The organism is Pseudomonas sp. GOM7, from assembly GCF_026723825.1.
GTDB lineage: Bacteria > Pseudomonadota > Gammaproteobacteria > Pseudomonadales > Pseudomonadaceae > Aquipseudomonas.
In genome coordinates this window covers 4,202,650-4,217,843 of sequence record NZ_CP113519.1, presented here as the reverse complement: position 1 = coordinate 4,217,843, position 15,194 = coordinate 4,202,650, and the positions used below count along the sequence as shown (strand labels likewise).

Below are 15,194 nucleotides of genomic sequence, written 5' to 3'. Positions count from 1 at the left end.
TCGAGTTCGGTCATACCAGCGCCAGCAGCGCGGCGATGAATACAGAGGCAGCAGAGAAGGTCATGGCGCGTGACGACCAACTGTTGAACCAGTTGGCGAAGCTGGACAGGCCGCGGTTGAGCTTGGTGTTCTGGCGCGTCCAGGACTGCTGATCGAGGCGGAAGAACACGTAGATCTTCACCAGGGCGCCGACGATCTGGTTGTAATAGAGCAGCACCGGGTAGGCCGGGCCGATACGGTGGCCGGACAGCATCAGCAGCAGGGTCAGGATCAGGCGGGTCAGGCCGATCCACAGCAGATAGACCAGCAGGTACATCACGCTGTACTTGATGCTGGCGATGATCGCCACGCACAGGCCGAGGATGCAGGTCCACATCGACACGCGCTGATCGAACAGCACCAGGCTGGTGAAGGCACCGAGGCGGCCCATGCCCAGACGCAGGGCGCGCGAGTTCTGCCGCAGGTTGTTGCCGTACCAGCGGAACATCAGCTTGCGGCTGGCCTTGATGAAGCTCTTCTCCGGCGGGTGTTCCACCGTGTTGATGGCGGCGTCCGGCACGTAGAAGGTGTCGTAGCCCAGGCGCATCAGGCTGTACCAGCTAGATTTGTCGTCACCGGTGAGGAACTGGAAGCGGCCCAGGCGCCAGTGCTCCAGGTGGTCGGCTTCGACGTCGCGGATGAATTCGGGGTCGGTCACCACGCTGGCGCGGAACACCGACATGCGCCCGGTCATGGTCAGCACGCGTTTGGAAAGCGCCATGGAGCACATGTTGAGGTGACGCTGGGCGAAGCGCAGCTTGTGCCACTCGCTCATGATGTAGCTGCCGCGTACCTCGCAGAACTCGTTGGTGGTCAGGCCGCCGACGTTGGGGAAGAGCTTGAACCAGGGCACGGTCTTCTTCACCACATCGGCTTCGAGCACGGTGTCGCCATCGATCACCGCCACCACCGCATCGCGATCCGGCATCTGCCGGGAGATGGCGCGGAAGCCGTGGGCCAGGCCGTCACGCTTGCCGGTACCGGGAATGCGTACGATGTCCAGCTTGACCCGTGCTGGCGGCTGGGCCTGGGCCCAGAGGTTCTTGATCAGCAGCTCGTCGGAGAGCTCGACGATCGAGCAGACCACGGTGCAGGGGTAGCCGCAGTCGATCGCTTCGCGGATCACCGAGCGGTAGACCATGGCGGTGGTCAGCGCCTCGATGCGGAAGCTGGTGACCATCAGAAATACATGAGAGGGGTCGGCGTCCTTGCCGAGTTTTTGCACCTTGCGGCGATACCAGGGGTACACCAGGTAAAGGAACAGGCAGCCGCGCACGAAGTGCATGGCGCCCATGGAATAACGCCAGATGCCGACGATGCCGATGAGCAGGAGGAAATTCCGCGAATCGGGGTCGAACACCGTACGGGGCAGAGCCAGTGCCAGGAGCATCAGCAGGCTGAGATAGAGTATCCAGCCGCTGGCCTGATTGAGGCCGTTCTTGAGCTTGTCCATATGCGTCTCCGGCTACCGCCCGGGATTGACCAGGCGGTAGCTCGCGGCCTCGTTACCAGCAGATGCCTTCGGCCACGCCATTGCTGGCGTGAGGCATGAAGCCCACCAGGTCGATCACCCGCTTGCCGCTCGGTGCCTGCTCGGCGAGCTTGGCGAAGCGCTCGTCGCTGTTGCCCAGGACGATGATGTCGGCCTTCGCCACCACGTCGTCCAGATCACTGTTGAGCAGCGAGGAAACGTGCGGGATCTTCGACTCGATGTAGTCCTTGTTGGCGCCGTGGACACGGGCGTATTCGACGTTGCGGTCATAGATGCTCAGGTCGAACCCCTTGCCGATGAGCATTTCCGCCAGTTCCACCTGCGGGCTTTCGCGCAGGTCATCGGTGCCGGCCTTGAAGCTCAGGCCGAGCAGGGCGACCTTGCGCGAATGGTGGCTGGCGATGATGTCGAAGGCCTTCTGCACCTGGGCGGCGTTGCTGCGCATCAGCGAGCCGATCAGCGGGGCTTCCACGTCCAGGCTGCTGGCGCGGTAGTTCAGGGCACGTACGTCCTTGGGCAGGCAGGAGCCGCCGAAGGCGAAGCCAGGCTTCATGTAGTACTTGGACAGGTTGAGCTTGTGGTCCTGGCAGACCACGTCCATCACCTCGCGGCCGTCGACGCCGACTGCCTTGGCGATGTTGCCGATCTCGTTGGCGAAGGTGACCTTGGCCGCATGCCAGACGTTGCAGGTGTACTTGATCATCTCCGCGACTTCGATGTCCTTGCGGATGATTGGCGCGTCCAGCTCGCTGTAGATGCTTTCCAGCAGGTCGCCGGAGGCCTTGTCCAGCTCACCGATGACGGTCATCGGCGGGAAGTCGTAGTCCTTGATCGCGGTGCTTTCGCGGAGAAACTCGGGGTTCACCGCCAGGCCGAAGTCGACGCCGGCCTTCTTGCCCGAGCAGTCTTCGAGAATCGGCAGTACCACGTTCTTCGCGGTGCCCGGCAGTACGGTGCTGCGTACCACCACGGTGTGGCGCTCGGCCTTGTCGCGCAGAGCGAGGCCGATCTCGCGGCACACGCCTTCGATGTAGTTCAGCTCCAGGTCGCCGTTCTTCTTGCTCGGCGTGCCGACGCAGATGAACGACACATCACTTTCCAGTACGGCTGCGATGACATCGGTCGTACCACGCAGGCGACCCTGGCGCAGACCCTGTTGCAGCAGTTCTTCCAGGCCCGGCTCGACGATGGGCGATTTGCCATTGTTGATCAGGTCGATCTTGTTCGCGGATATATCCACACCGATTACGTCATGGCCGCGAGCCGACAAACAGCCGGCACAAACTGCGCCCACATAACCCAAACCGAAGATACTGATACGCATGGTTTTCACCTCGTCCGTTTGATGCAATTTAAAACCTGGCCACTTTATTTAGGCCAAGCGAGTCCTTGAACTTGCTGTACGGCAGTCAGCGAGTTCGTTTAGGCATAAGTAGAGTGTGGTGCTGGATGGAGCACCAGAATGGGGCCTTTATATTGGGTGATGGCCCTTGGATATTGTTTCGATTGCCCTGATGGAGGGCTCTATATCAATGGTCTGCAGTGCTTCGGTCTCTCCCTTATGCGCAGTTGAAGTTGGCTCGGTTGGAACTTTCGATATCACCTTAATAGCGCTTGGCTTATCAGGCGTAACGAGAAGTTACGAGCGATCATGGTGTGCGCTGTATGAGTTCGGGGCTTCCTTGATAGTTCCGACCGTTCGTCAAAATGCTGAACCGGAGCTGAACGGTAGTGGCTATTAAAATAATGGCATTATTGCAGCTTGCATGATGGCAACTTTGCAAGTTGCATGATGGCACGCGCCGTATTAATGCCTTGGCTGTTATGGGATAAAACCCGTGCGGATAAGTTCTATGTTTGGGAAGTTAAAGCTGAAAGTGTGAAGTAGTGCGGGGTTTGAGCGGGGAGGGGCGTGCCGCAAGGACGCGGCACGGGGGGAGGTGTGAGCGATCAGCCCTCGGGATGATCGCGCAGGAACACCAGGCTGTCGGCTTTCGAGTGTTCGGCCGAGTAGCGATAGCCCTGATAGGTAAAGTCCTTGAGGCCAGCAGGGTCGCGCAGGCGTTCCTTGATCACGTAGCGCGCCATCAGGCCGCGGGCCTTCTTTGCGTAGAAGCTGATGATCTTGTACTGGCCGTTCTTCAGATCCTTGAACTCGGTGTCGATGATGCGTGCATTGAGCGCCTTGCGCTTGACCGCGCTGAAGTACTCGTTGGACGCCAGGTTGAGCAGCACGTCATCGCCCTGTGCGGCCAGTGCCTCGTTCAGCCAGGTGCTGATGCGCTCGCCCCAGAAAGCGTAGAGATCCTTGCCGCGTGGGTTGGCCAACTTGGTGCCCATTTCCAGGCGGTAGGGCTGCATCAGATCCAGCGGGCGCAACACGCCATACAAGCCGGAGAGCATGCGCAGGTGCGCCTGGGCGAAGTCGAAATCTGCCTCGGAGAAATCCTCGGCATTCAAGCCGGTATAGACGTCGCCCTTGAATGCCAGCAAGGCCTGCTTGGCGTTCTCTGGGGTGAATTCGGGGTGCCAGCTACCGAAGCGTGCGGCATTGAGGCCGGCGAGCTTATCCGACAGGCCCATCAGCTCGGCAATCTGCGCCGGGCTGAAGTCGCGTAGTTGAGCGATCAGTTCCTGGGCGTGGTCGAGGTATTCGGGTTGGGTGAAGCGCGGGGTTGCCGGCGGTGTCTCGTAGTCGAGGGTCTTGGCCGGTGAAATCACCATCAGCATGTGCAGGTCTCCAGAAAACGTGACGGCGATTCTAGAAGCATGGCGATAGGCAAGGCCACCTATCGGTGCGATTGAGCAAGGCGTTGTAGGAGCGAGCTCTGCTCGCGAAGGGGCTGGCAAGGATTCGGGTGGAGCACCCTCTGCAGGGCACCTCTAAAAACGTAGGCGAGACAGCCAGCGCAAGGCAAAAACAGGCGAAAAAGCGCAGTTTACGCGCTGTAAATGAGCATTTTGATCGGACTCGCGCACGAGCCTGTTTTTAACGCCGCGATGGCAACGCAGGTAGTTTTTAGAGGTGCCCTGCACCCGATTGGCGCGGCGTGCTGCAAATGGGGGCGGGTGGGTGAAACGAATCGCAGCAGGTAGGACTTCGGACTGTAACCCTGTCACCTGGGGTCGCCAAGCGCTTTTCGTCGAGAAGAAAAATAAAGTTCAAAAAGCTGAAAAGTTCTTTTGCCTGTCATCTTTTTTGGAGTATCTAAAAAGCAAGACCGCCGAAACCTGCAGACAGGTGGCGGCCATTGGCCCTCACCTTGCTTGCCACCTTTCGGCCCCGATCTGAAAAATCGGCGGTCTCTGTCCGGCGCAGCACCGCCCTAGGTATTGCGTCGCCCGGCTACGACAAGAAGGTGACCGACGTATGGATGACCACGGACGCTCCAAGCCCACCGCTCCAACCCTCTACGCCCTCGACACCAACGTCCTGATCCACGACCCCAATGCCCTGCTGAACTTCGAGGAACACCACGTCGCCATTCCGATGACGGTGCTGGAGGAACTCGACAAACTGAAATCCGGCAAACATGGCGTCGCCGCCGAATGCCGCCAGGCGATCCGCCTGATCGATCAGATCCTCGCCGGGGCCGAACCCGAAGACGTCGAGTTCGGTGTACCCATCCAGCGCGGCAAGAGCGGCCCATGCGGCAGCCTGTCGATCCTCATGAGCAAGAGTGCCTCGCCGGTGACCTGGCTGCCGGAGAACCTCAACGACAACAAGATCATCAACCAGCTCGTCGAGCTGAAGACGCGCAATCCCGGTCTGTCCGTGGTGCTGGTGACCAAGGACATCAACATGCGCCTCAAGGCTCGTGCCTGTGGCATCGATGCCGAGGACTACCACACCGACCAGTTGGTGGATGACGTCTCGCTGCTATCCAAGGGCTATCACGATCTGCCCGGCTCGTTCTGGGATCGCGTGAGCAAGGTGGAGACGCGCCAGGATCACGGCCGCACCTGGCATCGCGTGCAGCTCACCGACAACCTGCCGGCGGTGCACGTCAACGAGTTCATCCTCGATGAGCAAGGCTTCGTCGGCTGGATCAAGGCGATCAAGGGTGACGAACTGGTCATCCTCGACATGCACCAGGAGCCGCTGCTGCATCAGGAAGCCTGGGGCCTGAAACCGCGCGACATCCACCAGGCGCTGGCGCTGTTCGCGCTGCTCGACCCGGACATCCATCTGGTCAACCTGTCCGGCGCCGCCGGCTCCGGCAAGACCATCCTGGCGCTGGCTGCGGCCATCGAGCAGACCATGGTCAGCAAGCGTTACCGGCGCATCATCGCCACCCGCAGCGTGCAGGGGCTGGATCAGGAGATCGGCTTTCTGCCCGGCACCGAGGCGGAGAAGATGGAGCCCTGGCTCGGCGCCATCACCGACAACCTCGAAGCGCTGCACATGGACGACGAGAGCACCCATGGCAGCGTCGACTACATCCTGCAGAAGGTGCCGCTGCAATTTAAATCCCTCAACTACATCCGCGGGCGCAGCTTCCAACAGAGCCTGATCCTCATCGACGAGTGCCAGAACCTCACCCCACACCAGATGAAGACCATCATCACCCGCGCCGGCAGCGGCTCGAAGGTGGTGTGCCTGGGTAACCTGGCGCAGATCGACACCCCCTACCTGTCGGCGCCCAGCTCGGGCCTGACCTACCTCACCGAACGCTTCAAGGACTTCCCCCACGGCGTTCACATCACCCTGCAAGGCGTACCGCGCTCGATCCTGGCGGAGTACGCCGAAAGCCACATGTAGCTACAAGCTGCAAGTAAAAGACCCGGAGCCTTCGCAGGCTCCGGGTCTTCGTTTTCAGCCTGTAGCCCGTATGCAATCCGGGGACGTTTGGCACCCCAATCCCCGGATTGCATCCGGGCTACGGTACTTGCCGCCTGCTATTGCTACAATCGGTCGATTCCCGTCAGGAGTTTTGCCGTGCTGACCCACCTCGATTCCCAAGGCCGTGCGCACATGGTCGATGTCACCGACAAGGCGACCACCTTCCGTGAGGCCAGCGCCGAAGCGCGCGTGCGCATGCTGCCCGCCACCCTGCAGATGATCGTCGCCGGTGAGCACCCCAAGGGCGATGTGTTCGCCGTGGCGCGCATCGCCGGCATCCAGGCGGCGAAGAAAACCAGCGATCTGATCCCTCTGTGCCACCCGCTGATGCTTACCGGGGTCAAGGTCGAGTTGAGCGCCGAGGGTGACGACGCGGTGCGCATCGTCGCGCGCTGCAAACTGTCCGGCCAGACCGGGGTCGAAATGGAAGCGCTGACGGCTGCCAGCGTCGCCGCGCTGACCATCTACGACATGTGCAAGGCGGTGGATCGCGGCATGGTCATCGAGCAAGTACGCTTGCTGGAAAAACTCGGCGGCAAGAGCGGTCACTACAAGCTGGAGGAGCAAGCATGATCCGCGTGCAGTATTTCGCCCGTTACCGTGAAGCCCTGGGCCGTGACGAGGAACAGGTCAGCGGCGACTTCGTCACCCTCGACGACCTGCGCCTGCACCTGCTGGCCCGTGGCGGCGAGTGGGAGGTGCTCAGCGAGCAGAACCTGATGTGCGCGCGCAATCAGGAACTGTGCAGCCTCGACGAGCCGCTGGCCGAAGGCGACGAGGTGGCCTTCTTTCCCACCGTTACCGGTGGCTGATGCCGCCCCTGACCATCGCTACCCTCGAGAGAACCAGCGCATGACCGTCCGCGTCCAAGCCCAACCCTTCGATCCCGGCAGCGAACTCAATGCTCTGCATGCCGCCAACCTCGGCATCGGCGCGGTGGTCAGCTTCGTCGGCTACGTGCGCGACTTCAACGAGGGGCGCGAAGTCGGCGGCATGTTTCTCGAACACTTCCCCGGCATGACCGAAAAGGCCCTGGCCAAGATTGCCGAGCAAGCGCGCGAGCGCTGGCCGTTGCTGGGTACCGAGATCATTCACCGCATCGGTCGCCTGGAGCCGGGCGAGCCCATCGTCTTCGTCGGCGTCAGCAGCGCTCACCGACAGGCCGCGTTCGATGCCTGCAACTTCGTCATGGATTATCTCAAGACCCGGGCGCCCTTCTGGAAGAAGGAAGATACCGCCGAGGGCCCGCGTTGGGTGGAAGGGCGCGACAGCGATCAGGCCGCTGCCGAGCGCTGGCAACGGCCGTAGGGTGCGCTGCGCGCACCGGCTCTTCGTAACGCCATGCCTGCATGAATAGCGATCGGTGCGCATGGCGCACCCTACGGTGGTCAGAGCCCTATGCCAACGCCAGGTGCACCCGCAGGGCAATGGGCACCAGCATGATCAGTACGCCGAAACCCAGCAGGCGCACGCCCCACTCGTGCTCGCGAAAGTTGAAACCCACCCCCAGCAGCAGAAAGCCGCCAATCAGCAGTGCCAACATCAGATGATAGTGATCCATTGCCCGTCTCCCGCGCGATGACCCTGATTGCAGTCTAGTCGCTTGGCTGGGCCCGAGCCTGACAGGGATCAAGATTCGCTGCCCAGCAGCCAGATGCTGCCGGCTTCCTCGCGGCAGGGCAGGGCCTGCAGTGCCTGCCCGGCACAGGGGCCGGCCACGCATTCACCGGAGTCGATGAGAAACAGTGCACCATGGGTGGCGCAACGAATCAGGCTGGCGCTGTCGTCGAGAAAGTCGTCCGGCTGCCATTGCAAGGACACGCCACGATGCGGGCAGCGGTTGCGGTAGGCATGCACCTGGCCGTCCTTGCGCACCACGAACAGATGCAGATCATCGAGGTTGAAGCCCCGGCTCCGGCTTTCGGCCAGTTCGTCCGAGGCGCATAGGCGGATCATGGTGACCTCCCAGGGCTGGTGGCGGATTATGGCGCAGGTGCCGCCGGTCGGTCAGCAGTCCAGGGCTGCAATGCGAGCGCTCCTGGCTTTGATGATGGAAGGTCAAGTGGCCTGAGCATCAGGTCGTTTTCGACAATCCGGTTGCTTATCGCGTTTCGCTGATTCCATCACTCGAGCGTTCAGGGCGACCTTTTCCTCAATCCTGTAGCGAGTTCAGTTGCGACAGGCTTTGGGTTCGTACCTGGCCATGATCTCGAATAAACTTTCCCTTTGTGGCGAATCCTTGGCTGCAGTGGAGGGCACCTCTAATGGCTACCTTCGTTGCCATCGCAGCGTTAAAAACATACTCGTGCGCGAGTCCGAGCTGGGCGCCCCATCAAAATGCTCATTTACAAAGCGTAAACTACGCTTTTTTCGCCTGTTTTGCGGGGCCGCCATCGGTTGCGCTGGCCGCCTCACCTAGGTTTTTAGAAGGATCCTGGAGAGATGGGATGACCCTCATGCTGGAACCTGTGCTGTTCGGCCTGATGGCACTTGCCGACGCCTTGCCGCAGCGCCTGGTGCAACTGGCGGCCGCGTTCCATCTACATCTCTTCTATGGCGGCAGCCGCTGATGTCATCGTGTCGACCTCGCACCTTGTTGTTGGCGCTGAGCGCGCTGTTGCTTCTGAGCATCTGGTTGTCGCTGACCCTGGGGGCGGTGAGCCTGCCCTTGGCGGACACGGCCCTGGCCCTGTTGCGCCTGCTCGGTGTGCCGGTAGGCCAGGAAGGTTCGCATCAGGCCGCGCTGATCGTCGCGCAGATTCGCCTGCCGCGTACCTTGCTGGGGCTATGCGTCGGTGCCGTGCTGGCGTTGACCGGGGTGGCCATGCAGGGGCTGTTTCGTAACCCGCTGGCCGATCCGGGTCTGGTCGGGGTTTCGGCCGGTGCCGCGCTGGGGGCGGCTCTGGCCATAGTCGGGGGCAGCCAACTGGGCAGTCTGCCGCCGGCCTGGTCGCCTTACGTGCTGTCGCTGAGTGCTTTCCTCGGTGGCCTGCTGGTCACGGCGCTGGTCTATCGCCTGGGCCGCCGCGACGGCCAGACTCAGGTGGCCACCATGCTCCTGGCCGGGGTGGCGATGACCGCCTTGGCCGGCGCTGGTGTTGGCCTGTTCACCTACCTGGCCGACGACGCCACGCTGCGCAGCCTGACGTTCTGGAATCTGGGCAGCCTCAATGGCGCCAGTTACTCACGCCTGTGGCCGCTGCTGCTGGTCGCTGTCGGCGTGGCCTGCTGGTTGCCACGCCGCGCGGCGGCGCTCAATGCCTTGCTCCTGGGTGAGTCGGAAGCCCGCCACCTGGGCTTCGAGGTCGAGCGTCTGAAGCGCGAGCTGGTCTTGTGCACGGCATTGGGTGTCGGGGCGGCCGTCGCGGCAGCCGGGTTGATCGGTTTCGTCGGCCTGGTGGTGCCGCATCTGATGCGTTTGCTGGTGGGGCCGGATCATCGGGTGCTGCTGCCGGCTTCGTTGCTGGCGGGCGCCAGCCTGTTGCTGCTGGCCGATCTGCTGGCGCGCATGCTGCTGGCCCCGGCCGAGTTGCCGATCGGCATCGTCACCGCACTGATCGGTGCGCCGTTCTTTCTCTATCTGCTGGTGCGGGGACGGGCCTGATGCTGCGGGCGGACAATCTCGGCGTGCGCCGTGGCGACACCCTGGTGCTGCAGGGCATCGATCTGCAGGTGCAGCCGGGCGCCGTGCTCGGGGTACTCGGCCCCAATGGCGCCGGCAAGAGCACGCTGCTGGCGGCCCTGAGCGGCGAAGTGGCGGCGTGCCAGGGCAGCGTCAGCCTGGACGGGCAGCCCTTGGCCAGTTGGCCAGGACAGACGCGGGCGCGACGCCTGGCGGTATTGCCGCAAAGCTCCAGCCTGAGTTTCGCCTTTGCCGTGCGTGAGGTGGTGGCCATGGGCCGCCTGCCGCATGCCAGCGGCCGCCAGCGCGACGCCGAAATCGTGTTACAGGCACTGCGTGCCGCCGATGCCGAACACCTGGCATCGCGCAGTTATCTGACGCTTTCCGGCGGGGAACGCCAGCGCGTGCACCTGGCTCGCGTCATGGCGCAGTTATGGCCGGGGGAGCAGGGTTGCAGCCTGCTGCTCGACGAGCCGACCTCGGCGCTCGACCCGCTGCATCAGCACACCACGCTGGCGGCGGTTCGCGCGTTCGCCCAGCGCGGCGTGGCCGTGCTGGTGATCCTGCATGACCTCAATCTGGCCGCGCGTTACTGCGATCACCTGGTGCTCCTGCATCAAGGCCGTGCGCAGGCGCAGGGTTCGCCCGATCAGGTGCTGCAGGCCGACCTGCTGCATAGTGTGTTCGGACTGGACGTCTTGATCCAACGCCATCCCGAGCGTGATCATCCGCTGATCGTCGTGCGTTGAAACCTGCTGGAGCCTGCCTCATGCGCATCCTTTTCCTGTGCAGCCTGCTGTTGCTGGCTGCTTGTCAGTCGCACATCATCCTGCCGCCACCGCAACCTTTGGCACCTCTGGGGCGTGAACATGTTGAATTCGGGCAGATCTACGATCTGCGAACGGGCGAGCGGCTCTCCCCGGAGCGTTTGCTCGAACGCCTGGCCAGGGTGCAGCGGGTGCTGGTAGGGGAGCGGCACGACAACCCGGATCACCATGCCTTGCAGCTCTGGTTATCGCGTGGCCTGGCCGTGTACCGAGCGCAAGGCAGCGTGCTGATGGAGATGATCAACCCGGATCAGCAGGCACGCATCGCTCGGGCACAGCGCTCCAGCCGTGCCGGCATGCCTCCGCAGGATGCCATCGCCGCACTGGCCTGGCAGCCCGGCTGGAGCTGGTCGCTGTACGGGCCGCTGGTGCTGTACCAGTTGCGTCAGCCTTATCCGCTGCTGGCGGCTAACCTGGATCGTGACGAGATTCAGCGCATCTATCGGCAGCGGCCGGCGCTGGTCGGCGAACGTTCCAATGCCACGCAGGTACAGCAGCGTCTGCTGCAGGACATTCGTCTCTCGCATTGCGACATGCTGCCGCAAAGCCAGTTGCCTGCCATGCTTGCCGTGCAGCAACAGCGTGATCGACGCATGGCCGAGGCGCTGCTGGCGGCGCCGCAGCCGAGCCTGCTGCTGGCTGGCGCCTTTCATGTGCGCAAGGATCTCGGCGTGCCGCTGCACCTGGCGGATCTGCAGGCACCGGGAAGCCAGGCGGTGTTGCTGCTGGCCGAGGTGGGCCAGCGGGTGGATGCGCAGATGGCTGATTACGTCTGGTACACGGCGCGCATGCCGCAAGAGGATTTCTGCGCCCACTTCAAGCGCTGAACGGGGCACTGCTTTTCTGCAGGTAAAAAAAGACCCGGCAAGAGCCGGGTCAATAACCGTGATTAGCCTGATGAGGAGATAATCTGAAGAGTCCGACTGAATGGTCTCTTTAGCTTATCGGCTGATCTCGCGACCAGTTGAGGTAATAATAACAATTCTCATTCTGGAGTCAACGCCTTTTTGAGAATTTTTCTCAACTTTTCCCAGGCCCTCAAAATAAAGAGCCCCGGCACATGGCCGGGGCTCTGTCTTGCAGGCAGCGAGCTAGCTACGCAACTGAGTGACTTCCTTGTTTAGCAGGTCGATGCGCCGGGCCATGCTCTCGATCAGGCTGTGGGCGATGCGTGGATTGCTCTGCATCAGGCCGAGGAACTGATCCTTGGGAATCACCATGACCGTGCACGGCTCGCTGGCCACTACGGTGGCGCTGCGTTTCTCACGGGTGAAGACGGCCATGGCACCGAAGATTTCGTCCTTCTGCACGTCACCAACCTTCTGCCCGTCGACATAGGCTTCGGCATGGCCTTCGATGATGATGAACACATGGTCGGCATCGTCGCCCTGATGAATCAGTTCCTCGCCGGCAGCGAAGTGCTGGAAGCCGGTGGCGGGGCGAATTTCCGGCTGCTTGAGGCGTACCAGGGCATCGGAGAGCAGAGCCGTTTGACCGATGAGGTAATGGATGAACTGCTCCTGGCGCTGTTCGTCGGCATGGATGTGCTGGAACACTTCGCTACGGGAATAGGGCGTCAGGCTCAGCGGTTCTTCGCTGCTGTAACGGCAACTGGGCAGTTCGATGCCTTGGCGCAGGCCGACCAGGTCGCCTTCCTGCAGATAGAACAGCGGACGTTCGTCGACCAGCGCATGAAGCAGACCACTCTCGATGATGAATAGCTGATTGCCTGGCAGAACCTTGGCCAGATCGTCCGTACGCTCGATGAGCAGTGGTTCGCCTATGGGCTCGAGCCCGGCCAGCAGTTGAGCGGGGATGCTCTGTAGGCGATTGATCAACTGATTGGCGTAGGCCGGTTGCTCCCCGAGTAAATACATGACGGTAATTCCTTGAACGGGCTGGGCTGGCGAAGGGTACGGACGTCCCTGAAACAATAGGCGGTGGCGCTTGCCTCGGCAATCCTTGCGCTCAGGTGTTGTGAGCTAACTCTTGTTGTGTGGCGGGGCTTCTTGCAATTCGCCGTTGAGCGCCGCCTTGTGTGTCGCTGACAACTCGCTCCAATGGATGTCGAGCAGGGCGCCCTCGATGGCGTAGAGCAATACCTTCGAGGCGCGAAACCCTCTGGAGCGTACCGCTCGATAGGCGCCTACAGCACCGTGGCGGCGCAGGTCGCCAGCGGTATGGATGCCGACCGCATGCAGCCATTGGGCAGATGTCTTGCCGAGGTTCTTCAGGCGTTGCAGTTCGTCGTTCACCGGGCCTCCCTGCGTCTATGCGCTATTCGTCAGCCAGGGGCTGCGGGTGGTCTAGAGTCTATGCCGCTATTTGGTGCGATAACGCAGGCGTGTGCCGAAATTCACCGACATGAGAATCTCATCGGCTGTCAGTTCGACGGGGAAATAGGTACCGGAAATCTGCGCATGGGCCAGGCTGGCGCCTTCTATCTTGGTATGACGGAAATCCAGGCCGCGCAGGTCTGCGCCACGGAAGTAGGCGTCAGTGAAATTGACCAATTCGGTATCCATGTTGCGCAGATCGAGGCCGCGGAAGTCTCCGCCCGACAGATCGACCTCCACATCCTTGGGTTTCTGGGCATTGAAACCTTTGATGTCGTCGTTGTGCAGCAGACGATAGAGCGGATGATCGAGCTGGCGTGGCTGGTTCATGGCATGTACCGATTGCGGGCTTACCGCCAGTATAGAAGGTGCCGCACACTTTGCCTGGTGTGCAGCGCCAGTGGTCGGGCGTCAGATGCCCGGCAGTTTCTGACGAATGCGCTCGAGCAGGCCATCCAGGCTGGCGCTGTCGTGGGTGTCGACATGGCCGGTATGCTGCAGCTCTTGGGCATCGAGTGGCTCGCGACTGGCCTGCTGAGCCTGGATCACTTCCAGGGTGGCGTCGGATGGATCCTGGCCTTCGCTCTGCCGCTGGCTTAGCCAACTGGCGATCACGGCCTCCGGTGCCTGGCAGTCGAGGATGAGGAAGGGCGTGCCGGTGCTTTCCGCCACCTGCCAGGCCGCCTGGCGTTGCGCTGCCTTCAGATAGGTGGCATCGATGACCACGGCGAAACCGGCCTGCAATGCCTGTTGCGCCAGTTGGTGCAGGCGCTCGTAGGTGGCCTGGCTGGCATCGGCGCTGTAGATGCCGCCCTGCAGTTGGCCTTGCTGTGAGGCCTGCTGCTGACCGAACAGGCGTTTACGTTCGACATCCGAGCGCAGGCGGATGGCACCCAGGGCTTCCACCAGACGCATGGCGACATGGCTCTTGCCGACGGCCGAGACGCCATGGGTGATGGCCAGGAAGGGCGTGGGAATGGCGCTGTAGCTTTCCGCCAGGGCGGCATAGGCACGGTACTGACGCAGGATCACTGCTCGTTGCACCGAGTCCTGCTCCTGGCTCAGGCGGAACAGTGCTACCTTGCCGCGCACCATGGCGCGATAGGCCTTGTAGAAATTGAGCAGTTGCAGGGCCTGGTAGTCGCCGGTCTGTTCCAGCCAGGCGCTGATGAAGCGTCGCGACATGCACTTGAGGCCACGATCTTCGAGATCCATGGCCAGGAAGGCGGCATCCGAGGCGATGTCGATCAGGCGGAACGGCTCGTTGAATTCGATGCAGTCGAACAACACCACCTGTCCATCGATCTGGGCGACATTGCCCAGGTGGATGTCGCCGTGGCATTCGCGGATGAACCCCTGCGCCTTGCGCTCGGCCAGCAAGGGTTGCAGGCGATCGTAGCTGGACTGGGCCCAGGCTTCCAGGGCGTCGAGCTGCAACAGGTCGTTCTTGTCGTTGAGCAGCGGGCGAATCTGCTCGAAATTCTGTTGCACTGGTGCCATCACCGCCTCCGGCGTGCCCAGCGGATGATCCTGGGCCACCTGCGGGGCGCTGAGGTGGAAGCGCGCGATCTGGCTGGCCAGGGCATCGATATGCCGTTCATCCAGCTCACCGCGTTCCTGAATGGCGCTGAGGAGCTGACTTTGCGGAAACTGGCGCATCTTCAGGGCATATTCGATGGCCGGGCCTTCGCCGCCCAGGGTGGGTGCCTGCTCGCTGCCATTGATCGACAGCACCTCCAGGTAAAGCCCTTGGGTCAGGCGTTGGTTGAGGCGCAGTTCTTCCGTGCAGAAATGTTGCCGTGCAGACAGCTCGGTAAAGTCGAGAAAGCCGAAGTTGACCGGCTTTTTGATCTTGTAGGCATAGGGGCCCGTGAGCAAAACCCAGGAAATGTGTGTCTCAATCACGCGAAACTCTTCCACCGGGTGTGGATAGAGGGCTGGGTTCTGTAGCGCGGCAATCAGGCTTTGGCTCACGTTCGTTCCTTGTCTTTACGCTGTTCGAGCTGGGCATTATGGCCGCTGTGAACGGCCATGC

General features: G+C 61.9%; 17 protein-coding genes. 8 read left to right on the top strand and 9 right to left on the bottom strand.

The window, feature by feature from the left end:
* Positions 1 to 10: 10 nt before the first annotated feature.
* The 3 genes from alg8 to yaaA all read right to left on the bottom strand — a co-directional run bounded on the left by alg8 (position 11) and on the right by yaaA (position 4,261).
* The gene (gene alg8, locus OU800_RS18680; protein WP_268178835.1) at positions 11 to 1,492 is read right to left on the bottom strand and encodes a mannuronan synthase; all 1,482 of its coding nucleotides are present in this window, start codon (positions 1,490 to 1,492) and stop codon (positions 11 to 13) included.
* A gap of 52 nt (positions 1,493 to 1,544) precedes the next feature.
* Positions 1,545 to 2,855: a GDP-mannose 6-dehydrogenase gene (gene algD / locus OU800_RS18675; protein ID WP_268178834.1), complete on the bottom strand. Its 1,311-nt coding sequence runs from the start codon at positions 2,853 to 2,855 to the stop codon at positions 1,545 to 1,547.
* 626 nt (positions 2,856 to 3,481) lie between these two features.
* The gene (yaaA, locus tag OU800_RS18670) at positions 3,482 to 4,261 is read right to left on the bottom strand and encodes a peroxide stress protein YaaA (protein ID WP_268178833.1); all 780 of its coding nucleotides are present in this window, start codon (positions 4,259 to 4,261) and stop codon (positions 3,482 to 3,484) included.
* A 640-nt stretch (positions 4,262 to 4,901) separates the two neighbouring features.
* Here yaaA and OU800_RS18665 point away from each other — a divergent pair.
* The 4 genes from OU800_RS18665 to moaE all read left to right on the top strand — a co-directional run bounded on the left by OU800_RS18665 (position 4,902) and on the right by moaE (position 7,682).
* The gene (locus OU800_RS18665; protein WP_268178832.1) at positions 4,902 to 6,293 is read left to right on the top strand and encodes a PhoH family protein; all 1,392 of its coding nucleotides are present in this window, start codon (positions 4,902 to 4,904) and stop codon (positions 6,291 to 6,293) included.
* A 177-nt stretch (positions 6,294 to 6,470) separates the two neighbouring features.
* Entirely contained in the window at positions 6,471 to 6,947 is a 477-nt protein-coding gene (gene moaC / locus OU800_RS18660; RefSeq protein ID WP_268178831.1) for a cyclic pyranopterin monophosphate synthase MoaC, read from the top strand.
* The gene (locus OU800_RS18655; RefSeq protein WP_268178830.1) at positions 6,944 to 7,186 is read left to right on the top strand and encodes a MoaD/ThiS family protein; all 243 of its coding nucleotides are present in this window, start codon (positions 6,944 to 6,946) and stop codon (positions 7,184 to 7,186) included. Before moaC ends, OU800_RS18655 begins: the two co-directional genes overlap by 4 nt.
* A 40-nt stretch (positions 7,187 to 7,226) precedes the next feature.
* Complete coding sequence (gene moaE, locus OU800_RS18650; protein ID WP_268178829.1) at positions 7,227 to 7,682, top strand: molybdopterin synthase catalytic subunit MoaE; 456 nt, start codon at positions 7,227 to 7,229, stop codon at positions 7,680 to 7,682.
* 88 nt (positions 7,683 to 7,770) lie between these two features.
* On the opposite strand, the gene OU800_RS18645 is transcribed toward moaE, so the two are convergent.
* Together OU800_RS18645 and OU800_RS18640 are read right to left on the bottom strand one after the other, a co-directional pair.
* A complete protein-coding gene (locus OU800_RS18645; protein ID WP_268178828.1) occupies positions 7,771 to 7,935 on the bottom strand; it encodes a hypothetical protein in 165 nt (54 codons plus the stop codon).
* A 68-nt stretch (positions 7,936 to 8,003) separates the two neighbouring features.
* A complete protein-coding gene (locus OU800_RS18640) occupies positions 8,004 to 8,330 on the bottom strand; it encodes a Rieske (2Fe-2S) protein (protein WP_268178827.1) in 327 nt (108 codons plus the stop codon).
* 491 nt (positions 8,331 to 8,821) lie between these two features.
* Between OU800_RS18640 and OU800_RS18635 the strand changes: the two genes are divergently transcribed.
* Genes OU800_RS18635 through OU800_RS18620 form a run of 4 tightly spaced genes read left to right on the top strand, consistent with a single transcriptional unit; the run spans position 8,822 to position 11,650 of the window.
* A complete protein-coding gene (locus OU800_RS18635) occupies positions 8,822 to 8,944 on the top strand; it encodes a hypothetical protein (RefSeq protein ID WP_268178826.1) in 123 nt (40 codons plus the stop codon).
* Positions 8,944 to 9,978: a FecCD family ABC transporter permease gene (locus OU800_RS18630; RefSeq protein WP_268178825.1), complete on the top strand. Its 1,035-nt coding sequence runs from the start codon at positions 8,944 to 8,946 to the stop codon at positions 9,976 to 9,978. Before OU800_RS18635 ends, OU800_RS18630 begins: the two co-directional genes overlap by 1 nt.
* On the top strand, positions 9,978 to 10,745 hold the full coding sequence (locus OU800_RS18625; protein ID WP_268178824.1) for a heme ABC transporter ATP-binding protein: 768 nt from the start codon (positions 9,978 to 9,980) through the stop codon (positions 10,743 to 10,745). The genes OU800_RS18630 and OU800_RS18625 overlap by 1 nt, the downstream gene beginning before the upstream one ends.
* Before the next feature lie 20 nt (positions 10,746 to 10,765).
* Positions 10,766 to 11,650 (top strand): ChaN family lipoprotein, encoded by an 885-nt coding sequence (locus tag OU800_RS18620; RefSeq protein WP_268178823.1) that lies wholly within the window; start codon positions 10,766 to 10,768, stop codon positions 11,648 to 11,650.
* A gap of 264 nt (positions 11,651 to 11,914) precedes the next feature.
* Here OU800_RS18620 and OU800_RS18615 read toward each other — a convergent pair whose 3' ends face one another.
* The 4 genes from OU800_RS18615 to OU800_RS18600 all read right to left on the bottom strand — a co-directional run bounded on the left by OU800_RS18615 (position 11,915) and on the right by OU800_RS18600 (position 15,133).
* Positions 11,915 to 12,700 carry a cyclic nucleotide-binding domain-containing protein gene (locus OU800_RS18615; protein ID WP_268178822.1) on the bottom strand — a complete coding sequence of 262 codons (786 nt, stop codon included), beginning with the start codon at positions 12,698 to 12,700 and terminating at the stop codon, positions 11,915 to 11,917.
* 105 nt (positions 12,701 to 12,805) lie between these two features.
* Complete coding sequence (locus OU800_RS18610) at positions 12,806 to 13,078, bottom strand: TfoX/Sxy family protein (RefSeq protein ID WP_268178821.1); 273 nt, start codon at positions 13,076 to 13,078, stop codon at positions 12,806 to 12,808.
* A gap of 66 nt (positions 13,079 to 13,144) precedes the next feature.
* Positions 13,145 to 13,489: a pentapeptide repeat-containing protein gene (locus tag OU800_RS18605; protein WP_268178820.1), complete on the bottom strand. Its 345-nt coding sequence runs from the start codon at positions 13,487 to 13,489 to the stop codon at positions 13,145 to 13,147.
* An 81-nt stretch (positions 13,490 to 13,570) separates the two neighbouring features.
* Positions 13,571 to 15,133: a bifunctional aminoglycoside phosphotransferase/ATP-binding protein gene (locus OU800_RS18600; protein WP_268178819.1), complete on the bottom strand. Its 1,563-nt coding sequence runs from the start codon at positions 15,131 to 15,133 to the stop codon at positions 13,571 to 13,573.
* Positions 15,134 to 15,194: the final 61 nt, after the last annotated feature.